The organism is Arthrobacter sp. SDR-2R, from assembly GCF_057747955.1.
The window spans coordinates 3,694,155-3,716,780 of record NZ_CM173231.1 but is presented as its reverse complement, the minus strand read 5'-3'; the positions used below and the strand labels follow the sequence as shown (position 1 = coordinate 3,716,780).

25 protein-coding genes and 1 pseudogene are annotated in these 22,626 nt (G+C 66.5%); 15 read left to right on the top strand and 11 right to left on the bottom strand.

Annotated elements, in window-relative coordinates; all coding sequences use genetic code 11:
• Window positions 1-14 precede the first annotated feature (14 nt).
• From AC3ANU_RS17115 to AC3ANU_RS17105, 3 genes are all read right to left on the bottom strand, one after another.
• Entirely contained in the window at window positions 15-701 is a 687-nt protein-coding gene (locus AC3ANU_RS17115; RefSeq protein WP_018770421.1) for a response regulator, read from the bottom strand.
• Between the two features lie 134 nt (window positions 702-835).
• Window positions 836-1,162, bottom strand: a complete 327-nt coding sequence (locus tag AC3ANU_RS17110; RefSeq protein ID WP_134164607.1) for a hypothetical protein — start codon at window positions 1,160-1,162, stop codon at window positions 836-838.
• A 13-nt stretch (window positions 1,163-1,175) separates the two neighbouring features.
• Window positions 1,176-1,736, bottom strand: coding sequence for a hypothetical protein (locus tag AC3ANU_RS17105; RefSeq protein ID WP_144600563.1), 561 nt, complete (start codon window positions 1,734-1,736; stop codon window positions 1,176-1,178).
• Window positions 1,737-2,141: 405 nt separating this feature from the next.
• Here AC3ANU_RS17105 and AC3ANU_RS17100 point away from each other — a divergent pair, with 405 nt between their 5' ends.
• Entirely contained in the window at window positions 2,142-2,849 is a 708-nt protein-coding gene (locus tag AC3ANU_RS17100; protein WP_488314917.1) for a hypothetical protein, read from the top strand.
• A 46-nt stretch (window positions 2,850-2,895) separates the two neighbouring features.
• On the opposite strand, the gene AC3ANU_RS17095 is transcribed toward AC3ANU_RS17100, so the two are convergent.
• Genes AC3ANU_RS17095 through AC3ANU_RS17085 form a run of 3 tightly spaced genes read right to left on the bottom strand, consistent with a single transcriptional unit; the run spans window position 2,896 to window position 5,354 of the window.
• Window positions 2,896-3,660 carry an alpha/beta fold hydrolase gene (locus AC3ANU_RS17095; protein ID WP_488314916.1) on the bottom strand — a complete coding sequence of 255 codons (765 nt, stop codon included), beginning with the start codon at window positions 3,658-3,660 and terminating at the stop codon, window positions 2,896-2,898.
• A 24-nt stretch (window positions 3,661-3,684) separates the two neighbouring features.
• Window positions 3,685-4,950 (bottom strand): flavin-containing monooxygenase, encoded by a 1,266-nt coding sequence (locus AC3ANU_RS17090; RefSeq protein ID WP_223994378.1) that lies wholly within the window; start codon window positions 4,948-4,950, stop codon window positions 3,685-3,687.
• 2 nt (window positions 4,951-4,952) lie between these two features.
• Complete coding sequence (locus tag AC3ANU_RS17085) at window positions 4,953-5,354, bottom strand: TfoX/Sxy family protein (protein ID WP_478222184.1); 402 nt, start codon at window positions 5,352-5,354, stop codon at window positions 4,953-4,955.
• A 192-nt stretch (window positions 5,355-5,546) separates the two neighbouring features.
• Between AC3ANU_RS17085 and AC3ANU_RS17080 the strand changes: the two genes are divergently transcribed.
• The 8 genes from AC3ANU_RS17080 to AC3ANU_RS17045 all read left to right on the top strand — a co-directional run bounded on the left by AC3ANU_RS17080 (window position 5,547) and on the right by AC3ANU_RS17045 (window position 11,838).
• Entirely contained in the window at window positions 5,547-6,086 is a 540-nt protein-coding gene (locus AC3ANU_RS17080; RefSeq protein WP_155845587.1) for a hypothetical protein, read from the top strand.
• Window positions 6,087-6,096: 10 nt separating this feature from the next.
• The gene (locus tag AC3ANU_RS17075; RefSeq protein ID WP_134164600.1) at window positions 6,097-7,323 is read left to right on the top strand and encodes an Nramp family divalent metal transporter; all 1,227 of its coding nucleotides are present in this window, start codon (window positions 6,097-6,099) and stop codon (window positions 7,321-7,323) included.
• Window positions 7,320-7,730 (top strand): hypothetical protein, encoded by a 411-nt coding sequence (locus AC3ANU_RS17070; protein WP_488314915.1) that lies wholly within the window; start codon window positions 7,320-7,322, stop codon window positions 7,728-7,730. The genes AC3ANU_RS17075 and AC3ANU_RS17070 overlap by 4 nt, the downstream gene beginning before the upstream one ends.
• Window positions 7,717-8,064 carry a PRC-barrel domain-containing protein gene (locus AC3ANU_RS17065; RefSeq protein ID WP_018770411.1) on the top strand — a complete coding sequence of 116 codons (348 nt, stop codon included), beginning with the start codon at window positions 7,717-7,719 and terminating at the stop codon, window positions 8,062-8,064. Before AC3ANU_RS17070 ends, AC3ANU_RS17065 begins: the two co-directional genes overlap by 14 nt.
• 201 nt (window positions 8,065-8,265) lie before the next feature.
• Window positions 8,266-8,469, top strand: a complete 204-nt coding sequence (locus tag AC3ANU_RS17060) for a cold-shock protein (RefSeq protein WP_009372930.1) — start codon at window positions 8,266-8,268, stop codon at window positions 8,467-8,469.
• A 127-nt stretch (window positions 8,470-8,596) separates the two neighbouring features.
• The gene (locus AC3ANU_RS17055; protein WP_478222907.1) at window positions 8,597-9,067 is read left to right on the top strand and encodes a helix-turn-helix domain-containing protein; all 471 of its coding nucleotides are present in this window, start codon (window positions 8,597-8,599) and stop codon (window positions 9,065-9,067) included.
• Window positions 9,068-9,081: 14 nt separating this feature from the next.
• Complete coding sequence (locus AC3ANU_RS17050) at window positions 9,082-9,918, top strand: IS3 family transposase (RefSeq protein ID WP_224084482.1); 837 nt, start codon at window positions 9,082-9,084, stop codon at window positions 9,916-9,918.
• A gap of 963 nt (window positions 9,919-10,881) precedes the next feature.
• On the top strand, window positions 10,882-11,838 hold the full coding sequence (locus tag AC3ANU_RS17045; protein ID WP_488314914.1) for a plastocyanin/azurin family copper-binding protein: 957 nt from the start codon (window positions 10,882-10,884) through the stop codon (window positions 11,836-11,838).
• Between the two features lie 57 nt (window positions 11,839-11,895).
• Here AC3ANU_RS17045 and AC3ANU_RS17040 read toward each other — a convergent pair whose 3' ends face one another.
• The gene (locus AC3ANU_RS17040; RefSeq protein WP_026266159.1) at window positions 11,896-12,630 is read right to left on the bottom strand and encodes a FadR/GntR family transcriptional regulator; all 735 of its coding nucleotides are present in this window, start codon (window positions 12,628-12,630) and stop codon (window positions 11,896-11,898) included.
• Window positions 12,631-12,822: 192 nt separating this feature from the next.
• Here AC3ANU_RS17040 and AC3ANU_RS17035 point away from each other — a divergent pair, with 192 nt between their 5' ends.
• The 4 genes from AC3ANU_RS17035 (at window position 12,823) to AC3ANU_RS17020 (ending at window position 16,818) form a co-directional block, all read left to right on the top strand.
• Window positions 12,823-13,368, top strand: a complete 546-nt coding sequence (locus tag AC3ANU_RS17035; protein ID WP_056393373.1) for a gluconokinase — start codon at window positions 12,823-12,825, stop codon at window positions 13,366-13,368.
• Between the two features lie 35 nt (window positions 13,369-13,403).
• Complete coding sequence (locus AC3ANU_RS17030; RefSeq protein WP_018771829.1) at window positions 13,404-14,807, top strand: GntP family permease; 1,404 nt, start codon at window positions 13,404-13,406, stop codon at window positions 14,805-14,807.
• Between the two features lie 453 nt (window positions 14,808-15,260).
• Window positions 15,261-15,788, top strand: a complete 528-nt coding sequence (locus AC3ANU_RS17025; RefSeq protein ID WP_488314913.1) for a hypothetical protein — start codon at window positions 15,261-15,263, stop codon at window positions 15,786-15,788.
• Between the two features lie 199 nt (window positions 15,789-15,987).
• On the top strand, window positions 15,988-16,818 hold the full coding sequence (locus tag AC3ANU_RS17020) for an SDR family NAD(P)-dependent oxidoreductase (protein WP_488314912.1): 831 nt from the start codon (window positions 15,988-15,990) through the stop codon (window positions 16,816-16,818).
• On the opposite strand, the gene AC3ANU_RS17015 is transcribed toward AC3ANU_RS17020, so the two are convergent.
• Together AC3ANU_RS17015 and AC3ANU_RS17010 are read right to left on the bottom strand one after the other, a co-directional pair.
• Complete coding sequence (locus AC3ANU_RS17015) at window positions 16,815-17,582, bottom strand: hypothetical protein (RefSeq protein WP_155845660.1); 768 nt, start codon at window positions 17,580-17,582, stop codon at window positions 16,815-16,817. The genes AC3ANU_RS17020 and AC3ANU_RS17015 overlap by 4 nt on opposite strands.
• Before the next feature lie 131 nt (window positions 17,583-17,713).
• The gene (locus tag AC3ANU_RS17010; protein WP_478222178.1) at window positions 17,714-19,123 is read right to left on the bottom strand and encodes an aminotransferase-like domain-containing protein; all 1,410 of its coding nucleotides are present in this window, start codon (window positions 19,121-19,123) and stop codon (window positions 17,714-17,716) included.
• On the opposite strand from AC3ANU_RS17010, the gene AC3ANU_RS17005 reads away from it, so the two are divergent.
• Both AC3ANU_RS17005 and AC3ANU_RS17000 read left to right on the top strand, forming a co-directional pair.
• Window positions 19,122-20,048, top strand: a complete 927-nt coding sequence (locus AC3ANU_RS17005) for a DMT family transporter (RefSeq protein ID WP_488314911.1) — start codon at window positions 19,122-19,124, stop codon at window positions 20,046-20,048. The genes AC3ANU_RS17010 and AC3ANU_RS17005 overlap by 2 nt on opposite strands.
• Before the next feature lie 19 nt (window positions 20,049-20,067).
• A pseudogene (locus AC3ANU_RS17000) lies at window positions 20,068-20,691 on the top strand (FMN-binding negative transcriptional regulator).
• 12 nt (window positions 20,692-20,703) lie between these two features.
• Here AC3ANU_RS17000 and rlmC read toward each other — a convergent pair.
• Both rlmC and AC3ANU_RS16990 read right to left on the bottom strand, forming a co-directional pair.
• A complete protein-coding gene (gene rlmC / locus AC3ANU_RS16995; protein ID WP_488314910.1) occupies window positions 20,704-21,831 on the bottom strand; it encodes a 23S rRNA (uracil(747)-C(5))-methyltransferase RlmC in 1,128 nt (375 codons plus the stop codon).
• Window positions 21,832-21,931: 100 nt separating this feature from the next.
• A complete protein-coding gene (locus AC3ANU_RS16990) occupies window positions 21,932-22,567 on the bottom strand; it encodes an HAD hydrolase-like protein (protein WP_488314909.1) in 636 nt (211 codons plus the stop codon).
• Window positions 22,568-22,626 lie beyond the last annotated feature (59 nt).

The window sequence follows — 22,626 nt, the reverse complement described above, 5'->3', positions numbered from 1 at the left end:
GGCGGCCTGCCCTCTCAGGACAGCATTTCCCACGCGCGCGGGATGGGAGCCGGGATCAACGGGCTGCGGCGCCGGAATCCCAACTTTTGCAGTACCGAGGACACAGTGCCAACCACCGCATCTTCGGGGAGCACCAGTTCCTGCCCGATCTGCCGGTTTGTCAGGCCGCGGGCCATGAAGGCAAGCACGTTCCGCTCCCTCCCTGTGAGGCCTTGCAGCCAAGAGGCAGAGGCGGCTGCGTACAAGCTTTCGGCAACCCTTTCCCGGACCTCCGGCCGGAACAGTGATGCGCCGGCGGCGGCACAGCGGATGCTGTCCACCAGATCCTTGCTGTTGCTCACCTGCTTGAGGACGTACCCGGACGCGCCCGCCAGCACCGCCGCCCGCACGGCATGCTGTTCGTCCCAGCCGGTCAGGATCAGGCATCGGACCCCGGGGGCCGTGGCGCGGAGGTCGCGGCAGACCTCGATCCCGGTTCCGTCCGGCAGCCTGTCGTCCAACACAGCGATATCGGGTTTCAGGCTGGGGATCAGGCGCCGGGCCTCTGCGGCCGATCCGCTCTCGCCGGCAATCGTGAACCCATCATTTTCGAGCAGGTCCTTCAGGCCCCGCCGCACCAGTTCATGGTCATTGAGGATGAAGATCCGGGCGGTCCCGGCTGGGGACTGAAAGACATCCCGGGGTTCTGCGGGTGTTTCCATGACGACGCTCTCATTGATTCGACGCCCTCCCCGGCTGCCCGTCTGATGCAGCCGCCCCGGTCGGAAGGATCCTCGTTCAATCATTTCGCGTCCCTCTGCTGTGCCAGCAGGGCCAAAAGTCCGTTCCTGATTCGTCACCAGCCGAAGCCACGGGGAGCCAATGGCCCGGCTGCCTCCTGAAGTTGGCGAAGGGCGCTGCAGCCAGAGCACCTCATGGTGTCTCCGGCCCCCTTTGCCCTGACCCACCGGTGCGATTCCTCCAGCCGGTACTCAAGCCAGCCCGAAAGCTTTTGCAGCCGGTTGAGTGCCACGCTGGCTTTCTCCCAGGAACTCCAGCGTCCCACGACGGCACCGTTGTCCTTGAAAATGACGTTGCACCCGCCATCGCCAATTTCCGCTGGGGCCTGGCCGCCAGGCGCTTCCTGACCGTACACGGCCCTGTACTCTTCAGAAGTTGCCACGGTGCCTCCCTGATCAGGCAGCTTTGGTTTGCGGGCGGGCGAGAAACGCCTCCAATGACTGGAGGGTGATGGTTGCGGCAGTGAAGGCCGGGCTGCCATGCGGGTGCAGGCGCTCCAGCAGGCCACCGTTGTAGCGGAGGCGGCGGAGGGCGGTGGACACGGCACGGATGGCGTATCCCAGGTCGCCCTGGTGCCGGAGCAGCGCGAGCGTCATGCCCTGCATTGATGCCAGTGCGACAGCAAGCACGTTTGCGTCCAGCTGCCGGCCCGCGGCCCGGTGACGGCGCAGCTGGGCGGCAAACCCGTCCCAAACCTCCCGGGCCGCAATCCGGGCCACTTCCGTCCGCGCATCCTTCTCCGCCAAACCGCGGCCCACCAGGTCCGCATGAAGGCATTCGAACCTGCTGCTGAGCTCCCCGGCCCTCCCGCCGGCTTCGCTGCCCGGGGATGTTGAGGGTTTGAAATTGGCAGGATGCAGGAGCATCGCCCGACGGCGGGAGGCGTCCTCCCGCGACAGCCGCGCGGGCTCCAGCGGCGCCTTCAGGGCGGGACGGAGCGTGCGGATGTCAGGCATGCTGGTCCTTTACAAGTGCAGCGAGCTTGCAGCATGTGCCTGCGGGGGCATCATCTGCGGTGACACTGCGGGAATGCCTCAGCGGCAAGGGAAGTGTGTGCAAGTGAACTGTGTGCAAGGGAACTGGGTCTATAGGGAGGGGCGTCAGGGGGAAAGCCACTCCGGCCTCGCAAACCTGAGGACCCGGACGGCGCCCCTACAAGGATGCCAAGGGTCTGGGGTCCCGCTGTAGGGCTGAAAGTCCCGTCATGGGGGAGGACGGGTACAGATTCCCGCGTGGAAGGTTTGGAGATTTGGTTCCCTTGGAAGGCGGGGGCTTTGTGCCCTGTTTCCGGTTGCGGGGCCGCCCTAGCCTGAAATCAGCAGGGCGGCGTAAGGCCGCCTGCCGGATCCGGGAGGCACACGGTGAAATCGGCGAACGCAAGCATTATTGCAGGCCTTGTCCTTATTGGGCTGGGTGGGCTCTTACTGCTGGACCGGCTCGGCGTCATGGACACGGCAGCTTTTGTCGCACCGCTGATCTTCGCGGCCATAGGGGTTTTGTTCCTGTCCCTGTTCGTCCAGCGCCGGGAGAACTGGTGGGCGGCCATCCCCGGGTCCGTGTTCCTGGGCCTGGCAGCGGTCATCACCACCACGCAGCTCACCAACGGCGCATGGGGTGCATCTTTCCTCTTCCTCTTCATGGGTGGCGGGTTCGCCGCCGTGTTCCTCCGCGAGCGCACCAACTGGTGGGCCCTGATCCCGGCGGGCGTCATGTTGACGCTTGCTGTCATCGTGGCACTCCCGCAGGAACTGCAGGGCATGCCGACCGCGGCCGTCCTGTTCCTGGGCCTGGCAGCCACCTTCGGCGCGCTCTCCCTGGTCCCGGTCCGTAGCTCCGGGCACGCTGCCGACCACCCCAGCGAAAGGATGAGTTGGCCGCTGATCCCCGCGGCGGTCCTGACGGTCATGGGTTTGATCTTTGCGCTCCAGGCCACGGTGGTGTTCATTTCCCTGGACTTCGCCTTCCCGGCCATCATGATCCTGGCGGGAATCACGCTGATGGTCTACGCCTACGTCGCCCACCGCGACGGACGGCAGAAGACGCACGGCCCCGGGTCCCGGGCAGGCTAAGGGGGCCAGCGGGCCGGTGGGCCGGCCGGTGAGCCCATGCGGGCCATCAGAGGAGCGCCTCCGCCCGGGTCCAGTGCCCACGCAGCAGTGCGGCGACCCTCTGCGGCTCAGCCCGGTGCGGGGGGTCGAAATGGTGGCGGCCCGGGAAGACTTCCAGCCTGTAATCGGAAAAGACGCGGGACAGCCGGGCGGCGTTGTCGCCCTGCTCGTCCGGACTGCTCATGCCGCCCAGCACGAACAGCACGGGTTTCGTGAAGGAGGCAAGGCGGCCGCGGTCCAGGTCATAGGTGTTGAACGCCTGGAGGAAGGCGCTGATGCCTGCCGGCCGCTTGGCCATCCACGGCGGCGGCGGGCCGGGCGGCGGTGCCGGCAGGACGGCGTCGGGCTTTACCTGCAGCCTCATGAAGGCCGGCATGAACTCGTCCTGCGGCAGGGCGGACAACTGGCCGTAACGCTGCCACAGTTCGGTATGGGCAAGGCTCCAGTCCCAGTTTCCCGCCCAGGCCGGCTCAAGCAGCGCCAGGGTGCGGAGCCGTCCGGGATGTGAGGCGGCAAGGGCCAACGCGGCAGCCCCGCCGCCGGAATACCCCACCAGGTGGAAGGTGTCCCAGCCATGGGCGTCGGCCTCGCGGAGCACGCCGTCCCCCTCTGTATCCAGGCTCCATCCCGGCGGCGGGGCATCCCCGGCGTAGAGCTCCAGGTCCTTGGCGATGGCGTCCACTCCGGGTCCCAGGACCTGCAGCAGCGCGCCGTAGGCGGGGCCGGCGGGAAGGACGCTGCCGGGAAGCAGGATCACGCGGAGCGGTTCCATGGCATTGTCTTTCGCCGGCGCCGGTCAGCGGCGCGCTGCCAGATGTCCGGTCACGTACTCGGCGTCCGGGCCCGCCCCCACGAGGGTGGCGGAGATATGGCGCGTGAGCCAGGGGAGCCCGACGGCGTACAGGCCCGGGTGCTCCGTCACGCCTTTCGTGTGGCGCGGGTAGTTCCATTCGTCCAGGAGGGGAAGGTCCAGCATGCTGAAGTCCAGCGCGTAGCCCGTGCACCAGATGATGGAGGTGATCCCTTCCGCCTTAAGGTCCAGCCGGGCGCCTGGCTCTGCGGGCAGCCAGTGGTCTTCCTCCGCCACGTCCGCCGCCGGAGCGTCGATCCCGGCAGCCTTGATGTACGCATCGGACAGCCGCCCCAGCCGCTGCCCGAACCCTGCCTCAACCAGTGCCAGGCGCTCGGCGAGGTCGTCGGTGAAGACGAGGACGCCGTCGTCGATTCCCTCGAACCGGCCGTGCAGCCGGACGCCGCGGCGGCCCAGTTCGCGCAGGTGCACGCTGTGGCCGCCGTCGTTGCCGGACAGCAGCGGATTGCACATGAAGCGTCCGGCGGGGGAGGGCAGCCCGTCCACCTGGAGCGCGTTGATGCCGTACTCCGGGCCGTGGACGTTCACCTCCACGATCCAGTGGAAGATGTCCTGCCCCCGGTACCGCCGGGGCGCCTCCGGGCAGCTGGACACGGACAGGTGCACAGTGCGGCCGGCGTCCAGCAGGTCCTCGGTGATCTGGCCGCCCGATTGCCCGGTGCCCACCACCAGCACCGCACCTTGCGGGAGCTGGGCGGGGTTGCGGTAGTCGTGGCTGTGCAGCTGCAGGACTTCGGGGGAGAGGCCTACGGCGGCAGGCGGGGTCCGTGGGCGCTGGAAGGCGCCGCTGGCCAGCACCACGTTCCGGGCGGCCCACGTGCCCCGGTCCGTTTCGAGGGTGAACCCGGCATCCGCCGGGGCGATCCGGGTCACCGTCGTGTCCAGCTCCACCGGGGCATGGATGTCCCGGGCGTAGCGGCGGAAGAAGTCGATGGTGGCGTCCCGGGCGATGAACCCGTCCGGTTCCGGTCCGTCGTAGGGCTTCCCCGGCAGGGAGACTGAAAAGTTGGGGGTGTTCAGGTAGAAGGAATCCCACCGGTCCTGCCAGGCGCCGCCCAGGGCGGGCCGCTGCTCCAGGATCCGGTGTTCCACGCCGCGCTGCGACAGCCAGTAGCTCGTGGCCAGGCCTGCCTGTCCGGCGCCCACTACCACCGTGTTGGTCTCATGGCGGGAAACCGCGGGGGCGGACATGGCTACTGCGCCGCCTTTGAGGTCCTGGACGCACGGGCTTTAGGTTCCTTGGGCTCTTTGGGCGGCAGGGACGCGACGTAGTCCAGCGCCTTCCCGGCCCAGGCCCGCGCCCGGGTGTCATCGCCGTCGCCCTCTTCATTCCACATTTCCGGCAGCCCGGTGTATCCGCCCATGGGCCGCTCGGCCGGCCCGAACGGCACGGTCCGCTCGGACGACTCCAGCACCTCCTTGTCCTTCGGGGAGAGCTTCACGCCGATGGTGGAACCGAACAGCCCGGCGAACATGTTGCCGTTGACGAACGCGCCAAGGTTGCCGAACATCGGCTTCACCACCACCCCCGGATGGTCGGGAACCACGCGCCGGAACCGCTCTTTGTCTTCCTCGGTGGCTTTGGGCATCTCCATGGCTTCATCTCCCGGTGGCAGGGTGTATCCGCAGGATCTGGATGCAGGATATGCCTATTCGGAGGCGGGGTCGAGGGTCCGGGATGCATGCGCCCAGCCGGCAATAAATCGCGTCCTGAGCAGGTCAAACTTCCCGGCGGAGTGCTATATATAGCTCAAGGCAACTATTTTGTGGCTGCCCCGCCAGGTCGCATGGATCCGGGATTGTCCCGGGGGCTGGAGGCAACGGTGCTGAACACGCCGGCCTCCGCCCCGGCTGCAGGAAGCCGGTGCCGCCCGGCCAACCGTCCCGCCACCGCACCCCGGCTCGCGTTCGTTGCCCTCGCCGCGCTCGCCCTCCTCACCGGCTGCAGCGGCGGCACCAGCCAGTCGGTGGCCACCGCCGTGAAGGACAGCTCCTCCGCGGTGGCCACAGCCCGGATCGCGCTCCGGCAGGATATGGACGGCAAGCTGACCCGCGCCGCCACCTCCACCGCCCTCGACGATGAGCTAAAAGAAGTCCAGGGGAGCCGGAACACCGTCCTCAACCTCTCGCCGGCAACGCAGGAGGACCGCGAAACCCAGAAGCAGGCACTGGACGTGCTGGACCACTGCGCCGCGGGGTTCGCCGTGGCGCGCGCCGCCCTGGCAGGGAACGACGGCGGCGCCCCCTCCCTCGCGGACGGTGACAAGGCGCTCGCGGACGCGCAGGACGCCCTGAAGCAGCTCGAAGGCAAGGTGGGGTCACAATGAGGGCGGAACCGTGAAGCGGCTCCTCGGCGTCGCGCTCGGGATCCTCACCGCCATCGGCGGGTTCGTGGACATCGGGGACCTGGTGACCAACGCCGTTGTCGGTTCCCGCTTCGGCCTGTCGCTGGTGTGGGTGGTGGCCGTCGGCGTACTGGGCATCTGCCTCTTCGCCAACATGTCCGGCCGGGTGGCGGCCGCATCCGGCCGCGCCACGTTCGAAGTGATCCGCGAACGCCTGGGGCCCCGGGCCGGGCTGGCCAACCTCTCGGCGTCGTTCCTAATCAACCTCATGACGGTCACGGCGGAGATCGGCGGCGTGGCCCTGGCCCTGCAATTGGCCAGCAGTGTGTATTACCTGTTGTGGATTCCCGTTGCCGCGGTGGCAGTGTGGCTGGTGATCTGGCGGGTGCGGTTCTCCATCATGGAAAACGTCACGGGCCTGCTGGGGCTGACGCTGATTGTCTTTGCGGTGGCGCTGTTCCTGCTCAAGCCGGACTGGGGTGCGCTCGCCGGGCAGCTGGCGCCGGCCGTGCCGGCGCAGGAAACGGTATGGACTTACAGCTACTACGCGATCGCGCTGTTCGGCGCTGCCATGACCCCCTATGAGGTCTTCTTCTTCTCCTCCGGGGCCGTCGAGGAAGGCTGGACCGTGAAGGACCTGCTGCAGGAGCGCACCAACGTCCTGGTCGGCTTCCCGCTGGGCGGCCTGCTGTCCGTGGCGATCGCCGGGTGCGCCGCCGTCGTCCTCCTGCCCGCCGGTATTTCGGTGACGTCGCTGTCCCAGGTGGTCCTGCCCGTGGCGGAGGGTGCCGGGAAGGTCGGGCTGGCGTTTGTGCTGGTGGGCATTGTGGCCGCCACGTTCGGCGCCGCCCTGGAGACCACCCTCTCGTCCGGATACACCCTGGCCCAGTTTTTTGGCTGGTCCTGGGGGAAGTTCCGCCGGCCGGCGGAGGCCGCGCGGTTCCACCTGTCGATGATGGTGTGCCTCCTGGTGGGCATGGCCGTCCTGGCCACCGGCGTGGACCCGGTGCTGGTGACCGAATACTCGGTGGTGTTCTCCGCCATCGCCCTGCCGCTCACGTACCTGCCGGTCCTCATCGTGGCCAATGATCCCCAGTACATGGGCGAGCATGTGAACGGGAGGGCCGTGAACGTGCTGGGAATGGTTTACCTGGTGATCATCCTGGTGGCCTCGGTTGCCGCCATCCCGCTCATGATTGTGACAGGAGCAGGCTCATGACATCGCCATCCGGTCCTTTGCCGCCGGTTCCGCGCGTAAGCGGCCGCATCCTGGACGCGCAACTGCACCTCATGGACCGGCAGGTCCTGGACCACGACGGCGTCCCGGTCACCACCGTGGACGACCTTGAGGTGGGCGGGCCTGATTTGGACGTGGAGATTCCGGCGGGGACGGCACCGCCGGCCATCACCGCCCTGCTGACCGGCGCGGTCCTGGCCACGCGGATCTTTGGCGGCAGGCCGCCGTCGTCCCGGCTAATCCGCATCCCGTGGAAGGACGTGGCGGAAGTGGGTGTGGTGGTGCGCCTTGGCGTGAGCGGGGAGCCGCTGGACGCCAGCTGGGTGGAACGGTGGGTGCGGGACAAGATCATTGCGCGGATACCGGGAGGCCGCCATGATCCTCGGTGACCTGCTGGGCACACCGGTCCACGATGCCGACGGCGGACGGCTGGGCCGCGTTGCCGACGCCCGTTTCGTGCTGGACGGAGCCCCGCACCAGCTGATGGCGGAGCCGCGGCTGCTGGGGCTGGTGGTCAGCCCGCACAGTGTCGCATCGTTCCTGGGCTACGAGCGGAACGGCCTCACCCGGCCCTGGCTGCTGGCCCGGATCCTCCGGTGGCGGCACCGCGGCTCGTTTTTGGTGCTGTGGGAGGACATATCGATGGTGGGGCCGCACTCAGTCCGGCTCCGGCCGGGGTACACCCGCTACAGCACGGCGTTGGAAGGCGGCGGCCAGGTTTAGCGGCGCCCAACAGGTGCGGGATTAGGTGTGGGCGGAAACTCCTGTAGTGTTGAGACTGTTGTTGTGTTTATGCAGTTGGTAGTTCAGGCAGTACGCGCGGTCGAAAGTCCGTGTTCTTCTGAAGTAGCGGTTTTTGAACACCCCACGCCGGAGGGCCCGAAAGTCGGGATTTTCCCTCCACCTTCACGAAGGACAAAAATAATGGCTACTGGTACCGTCAAATGGTTTAACGCTGAAAAGGGCTTCGGCTTCATTTCCCCGGACGACTCCTCGCAGGACGTTTTCGCGCACTACTCCGCGATCAACTCCAACGGCTTCCGCTCCCTCGAAGAGAACCAGAAGGTTTCCTTCGACACCGAGCAGGGCCCCAAGGGTCCCCAGGCCACCAACATCCAGGCTCTCTAATTCCTTAGAGTTCCGGGACCGTTAGGTTTCCTAGCAGGGCCTGCCGTTTATGAACTGCTCCCCGAAAGTTGGACTGAAAATTCAGTTCTGACTTACGGGGAGCAGTTTTATGCATGGAAGAAGTTCGTTGTCCGAGGAACAGCGCGAGGCCGCGGTGGCGCTGTTTGAGATCGGGTGGGGCTCCAGAGCTGTAGCAACCAGGCTCGGGGTGGGTCGGAAGCCGATCCTCCGGTTGCACGACAGATGGCGCGTTCGTGGAGATACTGCTCTTGTGACCAAACCAGGCAACCGCGTGTATTCATTCGAGCTCAAGCTCAACGCCGTGCAGCGATATATCTCCGGCGAGACCAGGGTCGCACTGGCCAAAGAGCTCGAACTATCCTCGCCACACCTGATAGCCGTGTGGGCGATGCGGTACCGGGCTCAGGGCGAGGAAGGCCTCCGTCCGAAACCTAAAGGCCGCCCAAGGAAGAACCCAGATACCCCGCCGCAGCAGGAACCGGAGCTGCAGCGGCTGCGACGTGAGAACGAACGCCTTCGTGCAGAGGTTGCTTTCCTGGGAAAAGTAAACGCCTTGAGGGACAGGGAACAGCGCTAAAGGTTCGCGCTGTCATCGCTCTCAAGGCTGAGCACCGATTAGAGGTTCTGCTGGACGTGGCCGGGTTAGCCCGGTCCACGTTCTTCTACCACCAAGCCAAACTCAATGGCCCCGATCCACGGGCGTCCCTGAAGGCCGCTGTCACTGACATTTTTACGAAGAACCACGGCCGGTACGGGCATCGCCGGATCCATATTGAACTGTTGAAGCAAGGATGGACGGTCGCCAAGAAGACGGTTCTGAAGCTGATGCGTTCCCTCCGGCTGGTCTGCAAGGTCCGAAGCAGGAAGCGGTACAACTCCTACCAGGGCGAGCATGGCATCGTGGCCCCGAACCTGCTGAAACGCCAGTTCGACGCGGACGCCCCAGACCAGAAGTGGGTTACCGATGTGACCGAGTTCAGCGTCGGCGACAGGAAACTCTACCTCTCACCGATCATGGACCTGTTCGACCGGCAGATCATCTCCTACGCCATTGGGACCTCGCCCAACCTGGAACTGACCAACTCCTCATTGCGCGGCGCCTTGGCCACGCTGGAGAACGGGGAGAAACCCTTCGTCCACTCAGACCAAGGGTTCCAGTATCAGCACAACTCCTGGCGCACACTCCTGGAGAACGCCGGCGCCGTCCAATCAATGTCACGCAAAGCCAACTGCTACGACAACGCCGTCATGGAGAACTTCTTCGGACACCTGAAGGAAGAGCTCTTCCACCGCGTCCGGTTCCTCAACACCGACGCACTCGCATCAGCGCTGCACGCATACATCAGCTGGTACAACACCGAAAGAATTTCCACCAAGCTCAAGGGCTTGAGCCCGGCACAGTACCGTGCTCAGATGCTTGCGGCTTAGGTCCCAATTAGAAGCACAGCTGGACTAGGGTCCCCCCATTAGACCGCAGCCGAACGCGCCCTTGCCTGTCTGCACGACGATAAACACTCTGGCTTCGGCAGAAGGCTCCTGAGCAAATATCTCGCCCCCTCCGGCTGTCCTGCCTTGAGAGGTTAGGGCGGATACATCGTGTTCGGCGGGCTGTGGGTTGGGACCACAGTTATATTCGCGGTCGGCAAAGTGCACTTTGGACGGAACTTCCTTGGGCGACAGGACCCAGTCCGATGTCTGTTGATGGACGTTCCATAGCCGGACGCCGGCAAAAATGCCCGCCAGCACCAACACGGAAACCATCAAAGACAAAGCGATTCGCGTCCCCCGGCTCATGGACCAAACGATCCACGAATACGGCATGAAGGTCAATGAACGGGCTAAACCCAGGTGCAGCTCTCGTACCCCTTCGCTTGGCAGGTAGTACAAACACGCAGAAGTCCCCGCCCCAAATGGGACGGGGACTTCTGCGAAGAGCCGATCGCTGGCCGCTAAGGTGGATACATCGCATTTGCGAGTCCAACTTTCGGGGACCAGTTCATTATCGGCAGGCCCTGCTTTTTGTTTAACCCGTGTGTGCCAGTTCCCCGGCTTGGGCCTGCCCCAGGGCTGAGCGTTGGGCGGGCATCTTCCTTGGAAGAACCGTCTCGACAAATGTGAATTGCAGGAGCACTCTTGTACTGCGCACGCCTCTGACGTGCGGAACCAGCGCCTTGGCTGGGAAGAGAATTGAACCTGCGCGGCACCAGTTGGGGTGGTGCATATCCGGCCCCGATCACCGGCCGGCACTGGCTGCCCGCGCTCCCCGGCATCGGCAGCCGGCACCTTCACTCCGAAAAAACAGTGGCCGGTTGGGCCAGTCATGCAATGGGTTTGAATCGGCCGCAGCTGCAAATCGGCATTTAACAGATCGCCGTTCAAGAAAGCATCGCCATGAAGCACTATCGGGGAATCAAACCGAGATCCAACAAGCTGGCATTGATTGTGGCATTCGCTGTCGCATTGCTCGCCTCCCTGGCTGCAGCCGGCCCCGCGTCAGCCGACGGAGGGGGCCACCGGACCTGGCAGGTACAGGTGGGCTCTGAGTCCAGCGACCAGGAGATCCAGGGGATGGCCTTCCTTCCCTCAGAGATCTACATCAATGAGCGGGACACCATCACCTGGCAGGCAAACTCCGCAGAAATACATACCGTGACGTTCCTGGCGGCAGGCCAGTCGCTGCAGCCGTTCAATCCGTTCAGCGACGATGAGCTGCAGAAGCGCGGAAAGGATTATTACGACGGAAAGTCGTACTACAACTCCGGCATCCTGGCCAACGTGGACGTCCCTGGCTTCCCGGATGCGAGGAGCTACACCCTGTCCTTCCCCCGGGAAGGAAACTTCACCTACTACTGCCTGGTCCACGGCACGATGATGAAGGGGACCGTGCACGTGCGCGACCGGGGCACCGACTACCCGTACAGCCAAGCTGACTACGACAAGGCATCACGGGCGCAGGAGCGGGCCATCCTCCGGGACGGGCACCAACTGGACGCATCCCTGGCACAGGAGGCATCCAACCACAAGGTGATGGCAGGCGGTGACGACGGCGTGGCCATGGTCATGCGGTTCGTACGGCCCACCGTGACGGTGCACGTGGGCGAGACGGTGGAGTTCGTCAATGACGGCGTGGGCGCACCCCACACGGTCACCTTCGGCACTGAACCGGCGAACATTTTCGCCCCGTCCGGCGACCCGGAGCATTTCACCGGCGGCGACCTTAGTTCGGGCATCATCCCGCCCGGTGGCGGCACATTCGAAGTAACGTTCAAGTCCGAAGGAACGTTCGAGTACATCTGCGCACTCCATGACTACATGGGCATGGTGGGCAAGGTGAGAGTGGTCGACTAACGCCGGCTACACGGTCCGGCCGGGGCGGTTGCCCCGGCCGGACCTGCGTTTTCCGGGTCAGTGCAGTCCCATGGCCTCCCGCACCTCATCGAGGATGTGGTGCATGGCCCGTTCAGCCTCCGCCGTGTCACCGCCGGCCACGGCTGAGGCCACGTCCTCGTGCGCCTTCAGCGCCTCGTTCCTCGGCTTGAACGGCATGAGCCCCTGCCGGGTCCGGCTGGTCAGGACCTCCGCGATCATTCCTTCCAGCGCACGGAACATCTCATTGCCGCAGCTTCGCAGCAGCAGCTGGTGGAAGGCGATGTCGGCGGCCAGGAAGGCCTGAAGATCACCAGCCTCGCCCAGCTTGCGGAGGTCAGCGGCCAGGGCCACGAGCTGGGCACGTTCGGCTGCGCTGGCCCGGCGTGCCGCCCCAGCGGCCGCGATGGGTTCGACGGCGATGCGCAGCTCGGTCAGGCTGCTGTACTGCAGGTCCCGCCGGTCCGAGGCCAGCCGCCAGCGCACCAGGTTGGGGTCAAACACATTCCACAGGGACGGTTCCTGCACCACGATGCCCACGCGACGCCGCGAATAGACCAGGTTCATCGATTCCAGGACCTTCATGGTGTCCCGGGCAACGGTCCGGGAGATGCCGTAGTCGTGCTGCAGCCCTTCAAGGGTGAGGCGGGTGCCCGGGGCCAGCTTCCCGGAGGCTATGGCTACCCCCACTGCCTCAATAACCCGGCCCTGCGTGGCTGGGGCAGGCCCGCCGTCGTGCACTTCATCGCCGTCCTGGACTGTCGCCGTCGACATTCTTTTCCCCGTTCCCTTACGCGCCGGTGCGCCCCTCAAGAATAGCCCCCTAACCGCCAAAGGTATGACTTGTGACACGAATAGATAGTATCTATTGCTCAAAAAGGTGATACCTTATCGCTTGGTCCGATGAACACCGGACCCGCAGCGAGCTTCTTCGAAAGCCAAAGACGTCTTCTCCGGAGGTATGACATGCAGTATCCAGCCACGCACCTGGTGGTCATGGGCGTTGCCGGTTCCGGCAAATCCACCCTTGCGGCCGCCCTGTCCCAGCAGCTGGGATGGGCCTGCGCCGAAGCAGATGAGTTCCATCCAGAAGCGAACATCACCAAGATGAGCCAGGGGATTCCGCTCCAGGACGAGGACCGCTGGCCCTGGCTCGATGAGATCCGCAGCTGGATGACCGCGCAGGCCGCCGCCGGCAAGAGCACCGTCCTCACCTGCTCCGCGCTCAAGCGCGGCTACCGGGAGCTGCTCGCCGGCGCCGAAGGCCGTGTCATCTTCCTCCACCTCGACGGCGGCGCGGACCTGATCAGCCAGCGGATGCAGGGCCGGGTGGGCCACTTCATGCCGCCCGCCCTGCTGCCCAGCCAGCTGGCCACCCTTGAACCGCTCAGCCAGGAAGAGCTCGACGCCGGCAGCCTCCGCCTCGATATCTCGCACTCACCCGAAGAGCTGGTCGCCGCCGTCGTCCGGGCCCTGAACCTCCCCGCCGGCCAGGCGCCCAAAGCGTCCTGACCCCGTAGTCCCCAACCCTGTTTCAAAGGAGAACCATGACCATCGAAGGATGGACCCAGACGATGGGTGCAGGCCCCCTGCTGCTCATCGCCGCGGCGGCAATTCTTGTGCTGCTGTTCCTCATCATCCGGCTGAAGATGCACGCGCTGGTGGCACTGATCCTCATCAGCCTCGCCACCGCCTTCGCCACCGGAATCCCCGCCAACCAGGTGGTTCCGGTCCTGATCAACGGCTTCGGCACCACCCTGGGTACCGTGGCACTGCTCGTCGGCCTCGGCGCCATGCTCGGCCGCATCGTGGAAACCAGCGGCGGCGCCAAAGTCCTGGCCGATTACCTGATCGGCGTCTTTGGCGAGAAACGGGCACCGTTCGCCCTGGGCCTGGCCTCCCTGATCTTCGGCTTCCCCATCTTCTTCGACGCCGGCCTGGTGGTCATGCTGCCCGTCGTCTTCGCCGTAGCCCACCGACTTGGCGGCGGCGTGCTGCGGTATGGACTTCCGGCCGCCGGCGCGTTCTCGGTCATGCACATCTTCCTGCCGCCGCACCCGGGGCCGGTCTCGGCCGCTGCATTCTTTGACGCCAACATCGGCCTGGTGCTGATCGCCGGCCTCATCACCGCCATTCCCACCTGGTACGTCACGGCCTACCTGTATGGCCTCTGGACCGGCAAGAAGCTGGTCCTGCCCGTGCCGGAAATCCTGGGCCACGCCAGCGCGGAGGCCGAGTCCCACCCGCCCCGGTTCCGCACCATCATTGGCCTGCTGCTCCTGCCACTGGTCCTGATCTTCCTCAACACCGGCCTGAACACCCTGGCCTCCTCCGGTGTGCTGTCCGACGCCGTGAAGAAGGAACAGTGGTTCCAGCTCCTTCGCACCGTGGGTGAAACGCCGGTGGCGCTGCTGATCGCCGTGCTGGTGGCCATGTATGTCCTCGGAGCCCGCCGCGGAACCCACGCCGGTGCCCTGGAGAAGCTGCTTGAGTCCTCGCTGGGCCCGGTCTGCTCTGTCATCCTTATTACCGGCGCCGGCGGCATGTTCGGCGGCGTCCTGCGCACCTCGGGCATCGGCGCGGCGCTGGCTTCTGTCCTGGGCAACCTGGGCATCCCGCTGATCCTGGCCGGCTTCCTCATCTCCGCCATCCTGCGCATCGCCCAGGGTTCGGCCACCGTCGCATTGACCACCACCGCGGGCCTCATCGCCCCGGCAGTGGCCACCGCGGGGCTGACGGGCATGCAGGTGGCGGCGCTGGTCATCGCCGTGGCTGCGGGCTCAGTAGTGGTCTCACACGTCAACGACTCCGGCTTCTGGCTGGTTGGCCGCTTCTTCGGCATGGACGTCAAGACCACCCTGAAGACCTGGACCGTGATGGAAACGCTGATCGGCGTGATGGGCTTCGCCGTCGCCGCGGTCATCTTCATGGTGGCCGGTATAGGGGGCTAAGCAACCCACCAAACACGTGGCGCCAGCCTCCGGTCAGATGCCTCTGACCGGAGGCTGGCGCTTCTTGCATTCAGGCGAGAAGCTGGCGGGAGCCTGAATCGAATGCGCTTGCTTCGGGTGGCCATCCGAGTGGCTTAACAGGGGGAATATCCGCCAAAAAAGGGGGATTGTAGGGGAGCCCGGGCCATGGACGCTGTCCGCCGAGGGCAGTATCCTTTAGCTGCAATTGCAGATCCATGCAGGCGTAAGGATGCTGCTGTTGCCGTTTCGGGGACCCCGCGTAACGCGGGGCGCAGGGCTTTGCCCATGGTAGCTGGGGGTCAACAGAGCGGCTCATCTCGCCATCAGCGAAGAGTCCGATGGCCATCAACTAAAGTCCCGCCTTCGATGATCATTCGGAGACGGACCGCCACCCTAGAGGCAATCATGAGATCTTATCTCCGACCACTGTTCATGCTGTTCGCAGCAATCGTCATTGTGTTCACGACCGGGCTTTCCGCCCAAGCCGCCAGTCCACACTTCAAAAAAGGCGGCGAACCGGTCTGTACCGTGACCGCCAACGGGTCAACATCCACCACCACTTGTCGCGCCGTACTCGCGGGCCTCGGAAATTCCGATCTCAAGGCCACGGTCACCGTTTCCGGTTTCGCCGTCTACCAGTGCCAGAACCAGGGCGGCAACGTTGCCCCGGGTCAGAACAAGGTCCTGGAAGGGCCTGTCAGCGAACCCACCTTCATCGATAGTTCGGCGATCAAGAACGGTAACCTGACCCTCGTGACCAACCCGGTCGACCTGACCGCCAAGAACGAGGTCACTGCGGCTGAAGCGGGATGCCCGAACAGCAACTGGAAAGGCATCAACCCGGTTCTGACGGTCACGTCCATCACGCTCGTGATCGAGCAACCGGTAGGTACAGGGATCTTCCGCTGCACCGCTACCGACCCGAACGGGCTCACCGGGACAGTAGCACTTTCCTGCTAAGGCGTAATTCGGCAGGGTGCCGATCGGCACCCCCATAATAAATTGGGCCCGGACCCAGTCCAGTTCCCTGCGGAGCGGAACGCGTCCGGGCCCCTTTATGCGTCAGGTCCGCCCCTGGCGGGAACACCGGCCGCCCCGCCGTCGTTGTTCCCCATGGCGTGCATTCCATGCGCGCCACCCGCCAACCGAAGGACACCCCTTGACTCCTCGCACCATCGTGATCACCGGCGCCAGCGACGGCATCGGCGCTGCGGCCGCCCGGACACTGGCAAAGGCGGGGGAGCAGGTGGTCGTCGTCGGACGTTCCGCTGAAAAGACCCGCGCCCTGGCGGAGGAGATTGGTGCAGACTTTTACCTCGCCGACTTCGCCGACCTTTCGCAGGTCCGGACCCTGGCCACGGAACTTGAGGAAAAGTACCCCCGCATTGACGTCCTGGCGAACAACGCCGGCGGCATGATGGGCAAGCGAACGCTCACGGTGGACGGGAACGAACTGACGTTCCAGGTCAACCACCTGGCGCCGTTCCTGCTCACCACCCTGCTGATGGACACGCTGGCGGCCAGCAACGCGAAGATCATCAACACCGCCAGCGCCGCAAACTACTCGGGAAAGATGGACCTCTTCGACCTCAAGGCCGAGCAGGGGTACCGCACCCACCGCGCCTACGGGACGGGCAAGCTCGCCAACATCCTCTTCACGTCCGAGCTGCACCGCCGCTTCCATGACCGGGGAATCACGACGGCGGCGTTCCACCCCGGCGTTGTCCGCACCAACTTCGCGGCAGATTCCACCAGCCCCTTCCGGCATGCCTACAAGACCCTGCTGAACCGCTTCATGCTCAGCCCGGACCAGGGTGCCGACACCATGCTGTGGCTCATCAACGGCACCCCCGGCACGGACTGGATCTCCGGGGCCTACTACGCCAAGCGGGCCCTGGCCAAGGCCAACCCGCAGGCCTACGACGCCGAACTGGCGCGCGGGCTGTGGGACAAGAGTGATGAGCTGGTCAAGGCCTTCGTCCAGCCCTAACGCTCACAGGCAACGCCGTCGTGGTCGGCGTCCAGCCCGTAGATGTCCCTGCCAATAACCTGGAGGGGGCCACTGACGTAGGCCGGTCCGTTGCCGCTTCCGCCGGCGCAGTCCACGTCCGAGGCAATGGGGACGCACCCTGAGTAGTTCGGGTCGCAGCCGGGATTGGTGCCCGGAACGGCCGGGGCAACAGGGGCCGGAGGCGCAACGGGAGCGGGCGGCGCTGCCGCCTTCGCGGCTGCTTCGGCGGCGGCCTTTGCTGCCGCAGCATCCTGCGCCGCCTTCGCCTCGGCGGCCTGCCGGGCGGCGGCTGCGTCAGCCGCGGCCTTGTCGGCAGCGGCTTTGTCAGCTGCCGCCTTCTCGGCGGCTGCCTTTTCCGCCGCGGCCTGGTCGGCGGCCGCCTTCGCTGCGGCAGCGGCTGCCAGCTTCTCCGTGACGCGCTTGGACTCCGCGGCTTCCAGCCACACCAGCCTGCCCGACCCGTCCTTGGTACAGACGTAGGTGGTGCCGGCCGAAACCTGCTGCCCGTTTGCGGCGGTGCACGGCGTACCGGCAATGGGCGTTGCGGTGGCGGATTCGCTGGCGGGTCCGGCAGCGGCGCTCAGGGAGGCCTGGGGTGCACCGCACCCGGTCAGCAGAAGCACGACGGCGGCGGCCCCGGCGCCCAGCACCTTGTGCGGGCCCCTCCGCCCGGCGGCTCCTGGGGTCAGCGCGGGTTCCCGACGGCGGGTGCGGGGCGCGGAAAAGCGTTGGACGGCAGGCATGGTTCCCCCAAGTGCGTGTGCTGGATGCGATGTGCACGGCCAGCGTAGCTACGCCGGGATGGCCGGAACGGTTTAAGCGCAAATCTTGATGTATTCCTGCACCAACCTTGAAGATCCCGGTTGTGCGGAGGTCAGCCCTGCCTGGCCAGCGCCCCACCGATCAGCCGCGCACCCTCCGGGTAGGCGCCCGGATTCGGACCCGAGTAGTTGAGCCGGATGAAGGCTCCGGCGGGTTCGGCCGGGAACCACTCCGTGCCGGCGGCTATGATCACGCCGGCATCCTCGCAGTCCCGCACCAGGCGCGGCAGATCCGTGGCGTCGGGCAGGCGCAGCCACAGGTTCAGGCCGCCCTTCGGCAGGACATCGAGGTGCGCCTGGGGGAGGTGCTCCCGGATGCTGGTGGCCAGCAGGTCGCGGCGTGACTGGAGCTGCTGCCGGAGGCTCCGCAGGTGGGTCTGCCACCCGGGTTGCGTCACCACGTCCAGCGCGGCGGCCTGCAGGAGCCCGCTGACGTACATCGACTCGGCGGCGCGCTGGCCCAGGATGCGTTCGCGCGCCGGTCCCCGGACGATCACGGCAGCAATCCGGATGGCGGTGGACACGCTCTTGGTCAGGGACCTGATGTACACCACGTGCCCGGAATCATCGCGGGTTGCCAGCGGAACGGGGTCGGAGGTGATGCCGAAATCGTGTGCCCAGTCGTCCTCCACCAGGAACGCGCCGTGCCGGCGGGCCACGTCCAGGATCTCGTCGCCGCGCCCTGCCGCCCACTGCCCGCCCGTGGGATTCGAATAGTTGGGCTGCACGTAGAACGCCCGCGCCCCGGTCTCGGCAAAGGCGCGGTCCACGTCCGCGGGATCCGGCCCGTCCGGGCCGGTGGGCACCGGAACCACCCGCACCCCGGTCTGCGCGGCGGCAAGGATGGCGCCCCAGTACGACGGCGACTCCATCAGCAGCGGCTGTCCCGCGCCCACCAGCGCACGGAAGATGGAGCTGAGCCCGCTCTGGCTTCCGGGCAGCACAACCACATCATTCGGGGTGGGAGGCGTGATGCCCACCGGGGTGGCCGACCCCAGTTCCTGCGCGAACCATTGCTGCAGCTCCGGCATGCCCGCCGCCGGCGGCCGCGACAGTGCGGCGTCGCCCCGGGCAGCCCGGGCCAGCGCGGCGCGGACCAGCCGTTCCGGCAGCAGTTCGCGGTCCGGGTAGCCGGAATGGAACCAGATGGCATCGCCGGGAACGTTGCGCATGGTGCCCGACGACGACGGCAGCGGGGACGACGGCGACCGCAGCGCAGCCGTCTGCCAGCCATAGTCGGACGGACGGGCGGTGCGCACGGCACGCACGAACGTTCCAACGCCGGGCCGGCTTTCAATCAGCCCCTGGGCGGTCAGCGCCTGCAGCGCCTTCTGCACTGTCACCGGGCTGGCCTGGTACTCGGCAACGAGCTGCCGGGTGGACGGCAGCCGGGCCCCCGGACCCGCGCCGCCGACCCATTGCCGGAGTGCCGCAACGATCCGCGAACTGCTATCGTTATTCATGAAAGAACATAGTAGCGCTACTGTCCTGAATCGCCCAGTGATATCGCCGCGAAAGGCCACCGGAATCTGGTGGGGCCTGCTCGGCGTGGCGGCCTTCTCCTTCACCGTTCCGTTCACCCGCGTGGCCGTGGCAGGCATCCCGCCGCTGCTCATCGGTTCCGGCCGGGCCGTCGTGGCCGCTGCCCTCGCCATCGCAGCACTTGCCATCACCCGCCAGCGGCTGCCCCCGCCCCGCACCTGGCTGCGCCTGTCGCTCGTGGCGGGCGGCGTCGTCGTCGGCTTTCCGCTGCTGACGTCCTATGCCCTCACTGCCGTACCGGCGGGACATGGAGCCGTGGTCATCGCCCTCCTGCCGGCCGCCACCGCAACGGTGGCGGTCCTGCGCACCGGAGAGCGGCCCCCGGCCGCCTTCTGGGTGGTGATGGCGCTCGGCTCGCTGGCAGCCATCTCCTTCGCATTCCTCCAGTCAGGCGGCGTGGGGCACCTGCACTGGGCGGACCTCCTGCTGCTCGGCGCCGTGGCCTGCGCCGCGGTGGGGTACGCGGAGGGCGGCCTGCTGGCGCGCACGCTGGGCTCGTGGCAGACCATCGCCTGGGCGCTGGTCCTTGCCGCGCCGGCCATGCTGGTCCTCGCCGTAGTGTCGGTCCTGGACCAGCCGCCGTCGGCCACACCCGTCCAGTGGGCTGCCTTCGCCTACCTCGCCGTGGTCAGCATGTTCCTTGGCTTCTTCGCCTGGTACCGGGGGCTGGCCATTGGCCCCATGGCGCAGGTGAGCCAGATCCAGCTGCTCCAGCCCGTCCTCAGCATCGGCTGGGCCGCGCTGCTGCTGGGGGAGGCGCTCACCTGGACCACCCTGATCGGCGCCCTCGCCGTGATCCTCTGTGCCGCTGCGGCCGTCCGCGTCCGGCTCAAACCGGCCCCCTGAACTGCTGAAAGGACTTCCCATGTACATTCCCGCCCACTTTGCTGCCGGCCCCGATGCCGTCCGGCACCTCCTCACGACTCCCGGCGCCGCCAACCTGGTGACCATGACGGACCACGGCCTGCTGGCAACACTGCTGCCCTTCGCCTTCAACCCGGCGGTGGGGGAGCGCGGCGCGCTGCAGGCCCACATGGCGCGCACCAACCCGCAGTGGTCCACCGCGCCGGCCGGCGAGGCGCTGGCCATCATCCAGGGCCCCGACGACTACATCTCGCCGTCGTGGTAAGCCGCCAAGGCCGAGCACGGGCGGGTGGTCCCCACTTGGAACTACAGCACCGCGCACGTGTACGGCGAGCTGGTTATCCATGACGACGCCGGCTGGCTGGCACGGCACGTCCGGCACCTGACCGGACTGCACGAGGACGGCCGGGCAGACCCCTGGGCCGTGGACGACGCGCCGGAGAAGTTCATTGCCGGGCAACTGCGGGCGATCGTGGGCGTGGAGCTGGTGATCAGCCGGATCGAGGCGAAGGAAAAACTGAGCCAGAACCGCTCCGACGCCGATGCTGAAGGAGTGGCAGCGGGTCTCCGGGCCGGGGGGCGTGAAGCCGGCGCGGCCGCCGTCGAACGCGCGCGCCGGAACTGACGCCTATGGGCCCTAAGCCGCCCGTTCCAGCAGCACCATCACCTCGTAGTGCGTGGTCTGCGGGAACATGTCCAGGACGCGGGCACGCCGGGCGGTGAACGACGGGAGCGCGGCCAGGTCCCGGGCCAGCGACTGCGCGTTGCAGCTGGAGTACACAACGTGCTGCACGTCCGAGGCCTCCAGCCAGCCGCAGAGCTCCTTGCCGATGCCGCGCCGGGGCGGGTTCACGATCACCAGGTCCGGCGACTGCTTGCTGGCCAGGGCAAACGCGGTGGCGTCGCCGGCCTGGAACTCCATCCCCTCCAGGCCTGCCTCGTCACTGCTGAGGCGGGCGGACACGATCGCTTCGCTGCTGGTTTCGATGCCCGTGACGGTGCGGGCCGGTGCGGCGCTGTGCAGGGCGAACCCGCCCACGCCGCAGTACAGGTCCCACACCGAGGCCGGCGCCAGTTCGTTGACCCACTCGCGTCCCTGGCGGTACAGGGCCGCGGCCATCTCACTGTTGGTCTGGAAGAAGCTTTGCGGGCGGAGGTGCAGGTTGATGTCGTTGACCCGCATGTTCAGGGTGGACTCGCCGGTCAGCAGGATCTCCCGGTCGCCTTCCAGCACGGCCTTGTGTTCCGGATGCAGGTTGACCGAGACCACCTTCACCTGCGGCAGGGCGGCCAGGAGGTCCGGGAGGTGCTTCCGGATGCGCGGCACCACCTGGTCCGAGCGCAGGACCAGCCGGAGCATGACCTCGCCGTCCGGGGATTCGGTGAGGATGACGTGCTTGAGTTCACCGGTCCGGCGGGGAACGTCATAGGGCGTCAGACGGACCCGGCGGATGAAATTCGCCAGCACGGGGAAACAGGCGAGCAGGCCGGGTGAGCAGACGCCGCACTTGCGCAGGTCCACGCCATGCCCATCGGCGTCCAGGATCCCGATGGTGGGATTCTGAGCGGTCCCGCCGATCACCATCTTGGCCTTGTTGCGGAAGCCGGACTCCTGGCTGGCCACCGGCGGCAGCCATTCGAGTTCGGTGTGACCGGACAGGAGGGTCTGGCAGTGCAGCTGTTTGCCGGCCAGCTGCTCACCGTAGGGCACGCCCATGTGGGTGCAGGAGCGGCAGGTGCCGGCATCAAAGTAGGAACAGCGCATGACCGGACAAGTTTACCCGGTTGCCTTCCCCGCCACGACGTGCAGGTCCGACGCCGGCACTTGGGGAAGTGCCGGCGTCGTACCTTTCAGGGCTGTACCGTCAGGGCAGCGCAACCGGCAGCACCCCATCCGGGAAGGGCGCAACGAAGGCGGCTCCTGCTTCTTCCCCTGCAGAGCCGTAGCCCCAACCGGCGAAGACGGTGGGAATGCCGTGGACGGCTGCCCCGGCCACGTCGTAGCTGCGGTCACCCACCATGAGCGGGGCAGAGACATCCACCTTGGCTGCCCTCAGCCTGTCCAGCACTTCGGCAATGACATCTGCCTTGCTCCACCTGGCTTCCTGGTCCGATGCGCCGCAGACGGCGGAGAAGTAATGGTCAATCCCAAACAGGCGGGCCATCCGGAGCGCCTGGTCTTCGGCCTTCGAGGTGGCAACCGCCATGGGTACGCCCGCACGATGGAGCTGTTCCAGCAGTTCCCTGATCCCGGTGTACGGAACGGACTGGTGTGCACCGTGATCCGCGTAAGCCTTCCGGTAATGCCGCAGCGCCAGCCGGGCAAGGACCTCATCGTGTCCCAGGTGCTCGCGGAAGGACTCAAGCATGGGCGGCCCCACCAGCCGGACCAGGTCCCCGGCCGGTGGCACAGCGGCCCCCACGGCGGCAAGCGCCCGGGCGGCGCTCGCCGTCACGCCTGCCGCCGAATCCAGCAGCGTCCCGTCCATGTCCAACAGCACGCAGCTGAAGGCTCTCCGCTGACTCTGCAGCGGCTGCTGCCGAAGTATCATCTCTGTGT

Coding starts and splice junctions, on each gene's coding strand:
- AC3ANU_RS17115 (WP_018770421.1), bottom strand. CDS start 701: ATGGAAACACCCGCAGAACCCCGGGATGTCTTTCAGTCCCCAGCCGGG.
- AC3ANU_RS17105 (WP_144600563.1), bottom strand. CDS start 1,736: ATGCCTGACATCCGCACGCTCCGTCCCGCCCTGAAGGCGCCGCTGGAG.
- AC3ANU_RS17095 (WP_488314916.1), bottom strand. CDS start 3,660: ATGGAACCGCTCCGCGTGATCCTGCTTCCCGGCAGCGTCCTTCCCGCC.
- AC3ANU_RS17090 (WP_223994378.1), bottom strand. CDS start 4,950: ATGTCCGCCCCCGCGGTTTCCCGCCATGAGACCAACACGGTGGTAGTG.
- AC3ANU_RS17085 (WP_478222184.1), bottom strand. CDS start 5,354: ATGGAGATGCCCAAAGCCACCGAGGAAGACAAAGAGCGGTTCCGGCGC.
- AC3ANU_RS17080 (WP_155845587.1), top strand. CDS start 5,547: ATGGATCCGGGATTGTCCCGGGGGCTGGAGGCAACGGTGCTGAACACG.
- AC3ANU_RS17070 (WP_488314915.1), top strand. CDS start 7,320: ATGACATCGCCATCCGGTCCTTTGCCGCCGGTTCCGCGCGTAAGCGGC.
- AC3ANU_RS17065 (WP_018770411.1), top strand. CDS start 7,717: ATGATCCTCGGTGACCTGCTGGGCACACCGGTCCACGATGCCGACGGC.
- AC3ANU_RS17060 (WP_009372930.1), top strand. CDS start 8,266: ATGGCTACTGGTACCGTCAAATGGTTTAACGCTGAAAAGGGCTTCGGC.
- AC3ANU_RS17045 (WP_488314914.1), top strand. CDS start 10,882: ATGAAGCACTATCGGGGAATCAAACCGAGATCCAACAAGCTGGCATTG.
- AC3ANU_RS17040 (WP_026266159.1), bottom strand. CDS start 12,630: ATGTCGACGGCGACAGTCCAGGACGGCGATGAAGTGCACGACGGCGGG.
- AC3ANU_RS17035 (WP_056393373.1), top strand. CDS start 12,823: ATGCAGTATCCAGCCACGCACCTGGTGGTCATGGGCGTTGCCGGTTCC.
- AC3ANU_RS17030 (WP_018771829.1), top strand. CDS start 13,404: ATGACCATCGAAGGATGGACCCAGACGATGGGTGCAGGCCCCCTGCTG.
- AC3ANU_RS17025 (WP_488314913.1), top strand. CDS start 15,261: ATGCTGTTCGCAGCAATCGTCATTGTGTTCACGACCGGGCTTTCCGCC.
- AC3ANU_RS17015 (WP_155845660.1), bottom strand. CDS start 17,582: ATGCCTGCCGTCCAACGCTTTTCCGCGCCCCGCACCCGCCGTCGGGAA.
- AC3ANU_RS17005 (WP_488314911.1), top strand. CDS start 19,122: ATGAAAGAACATAGTAGCGCTACTGTCCTGAATCGCCCAGTGATATCG.
- AC3ANU_RS17010 (WP_478222178.1), bottom strand. CDS start 19,123: ATGAATAACGATAGCAGTTCGCGGATCGTTGCGGCACTCCGGCAATGG.
- rlmC (WP_488314910.1), bottom strand. CDS start 21,831: ATGCGCTGTTCCTACTTTGATGCCGGCACCTGCCGCTCCTGCACCCAC.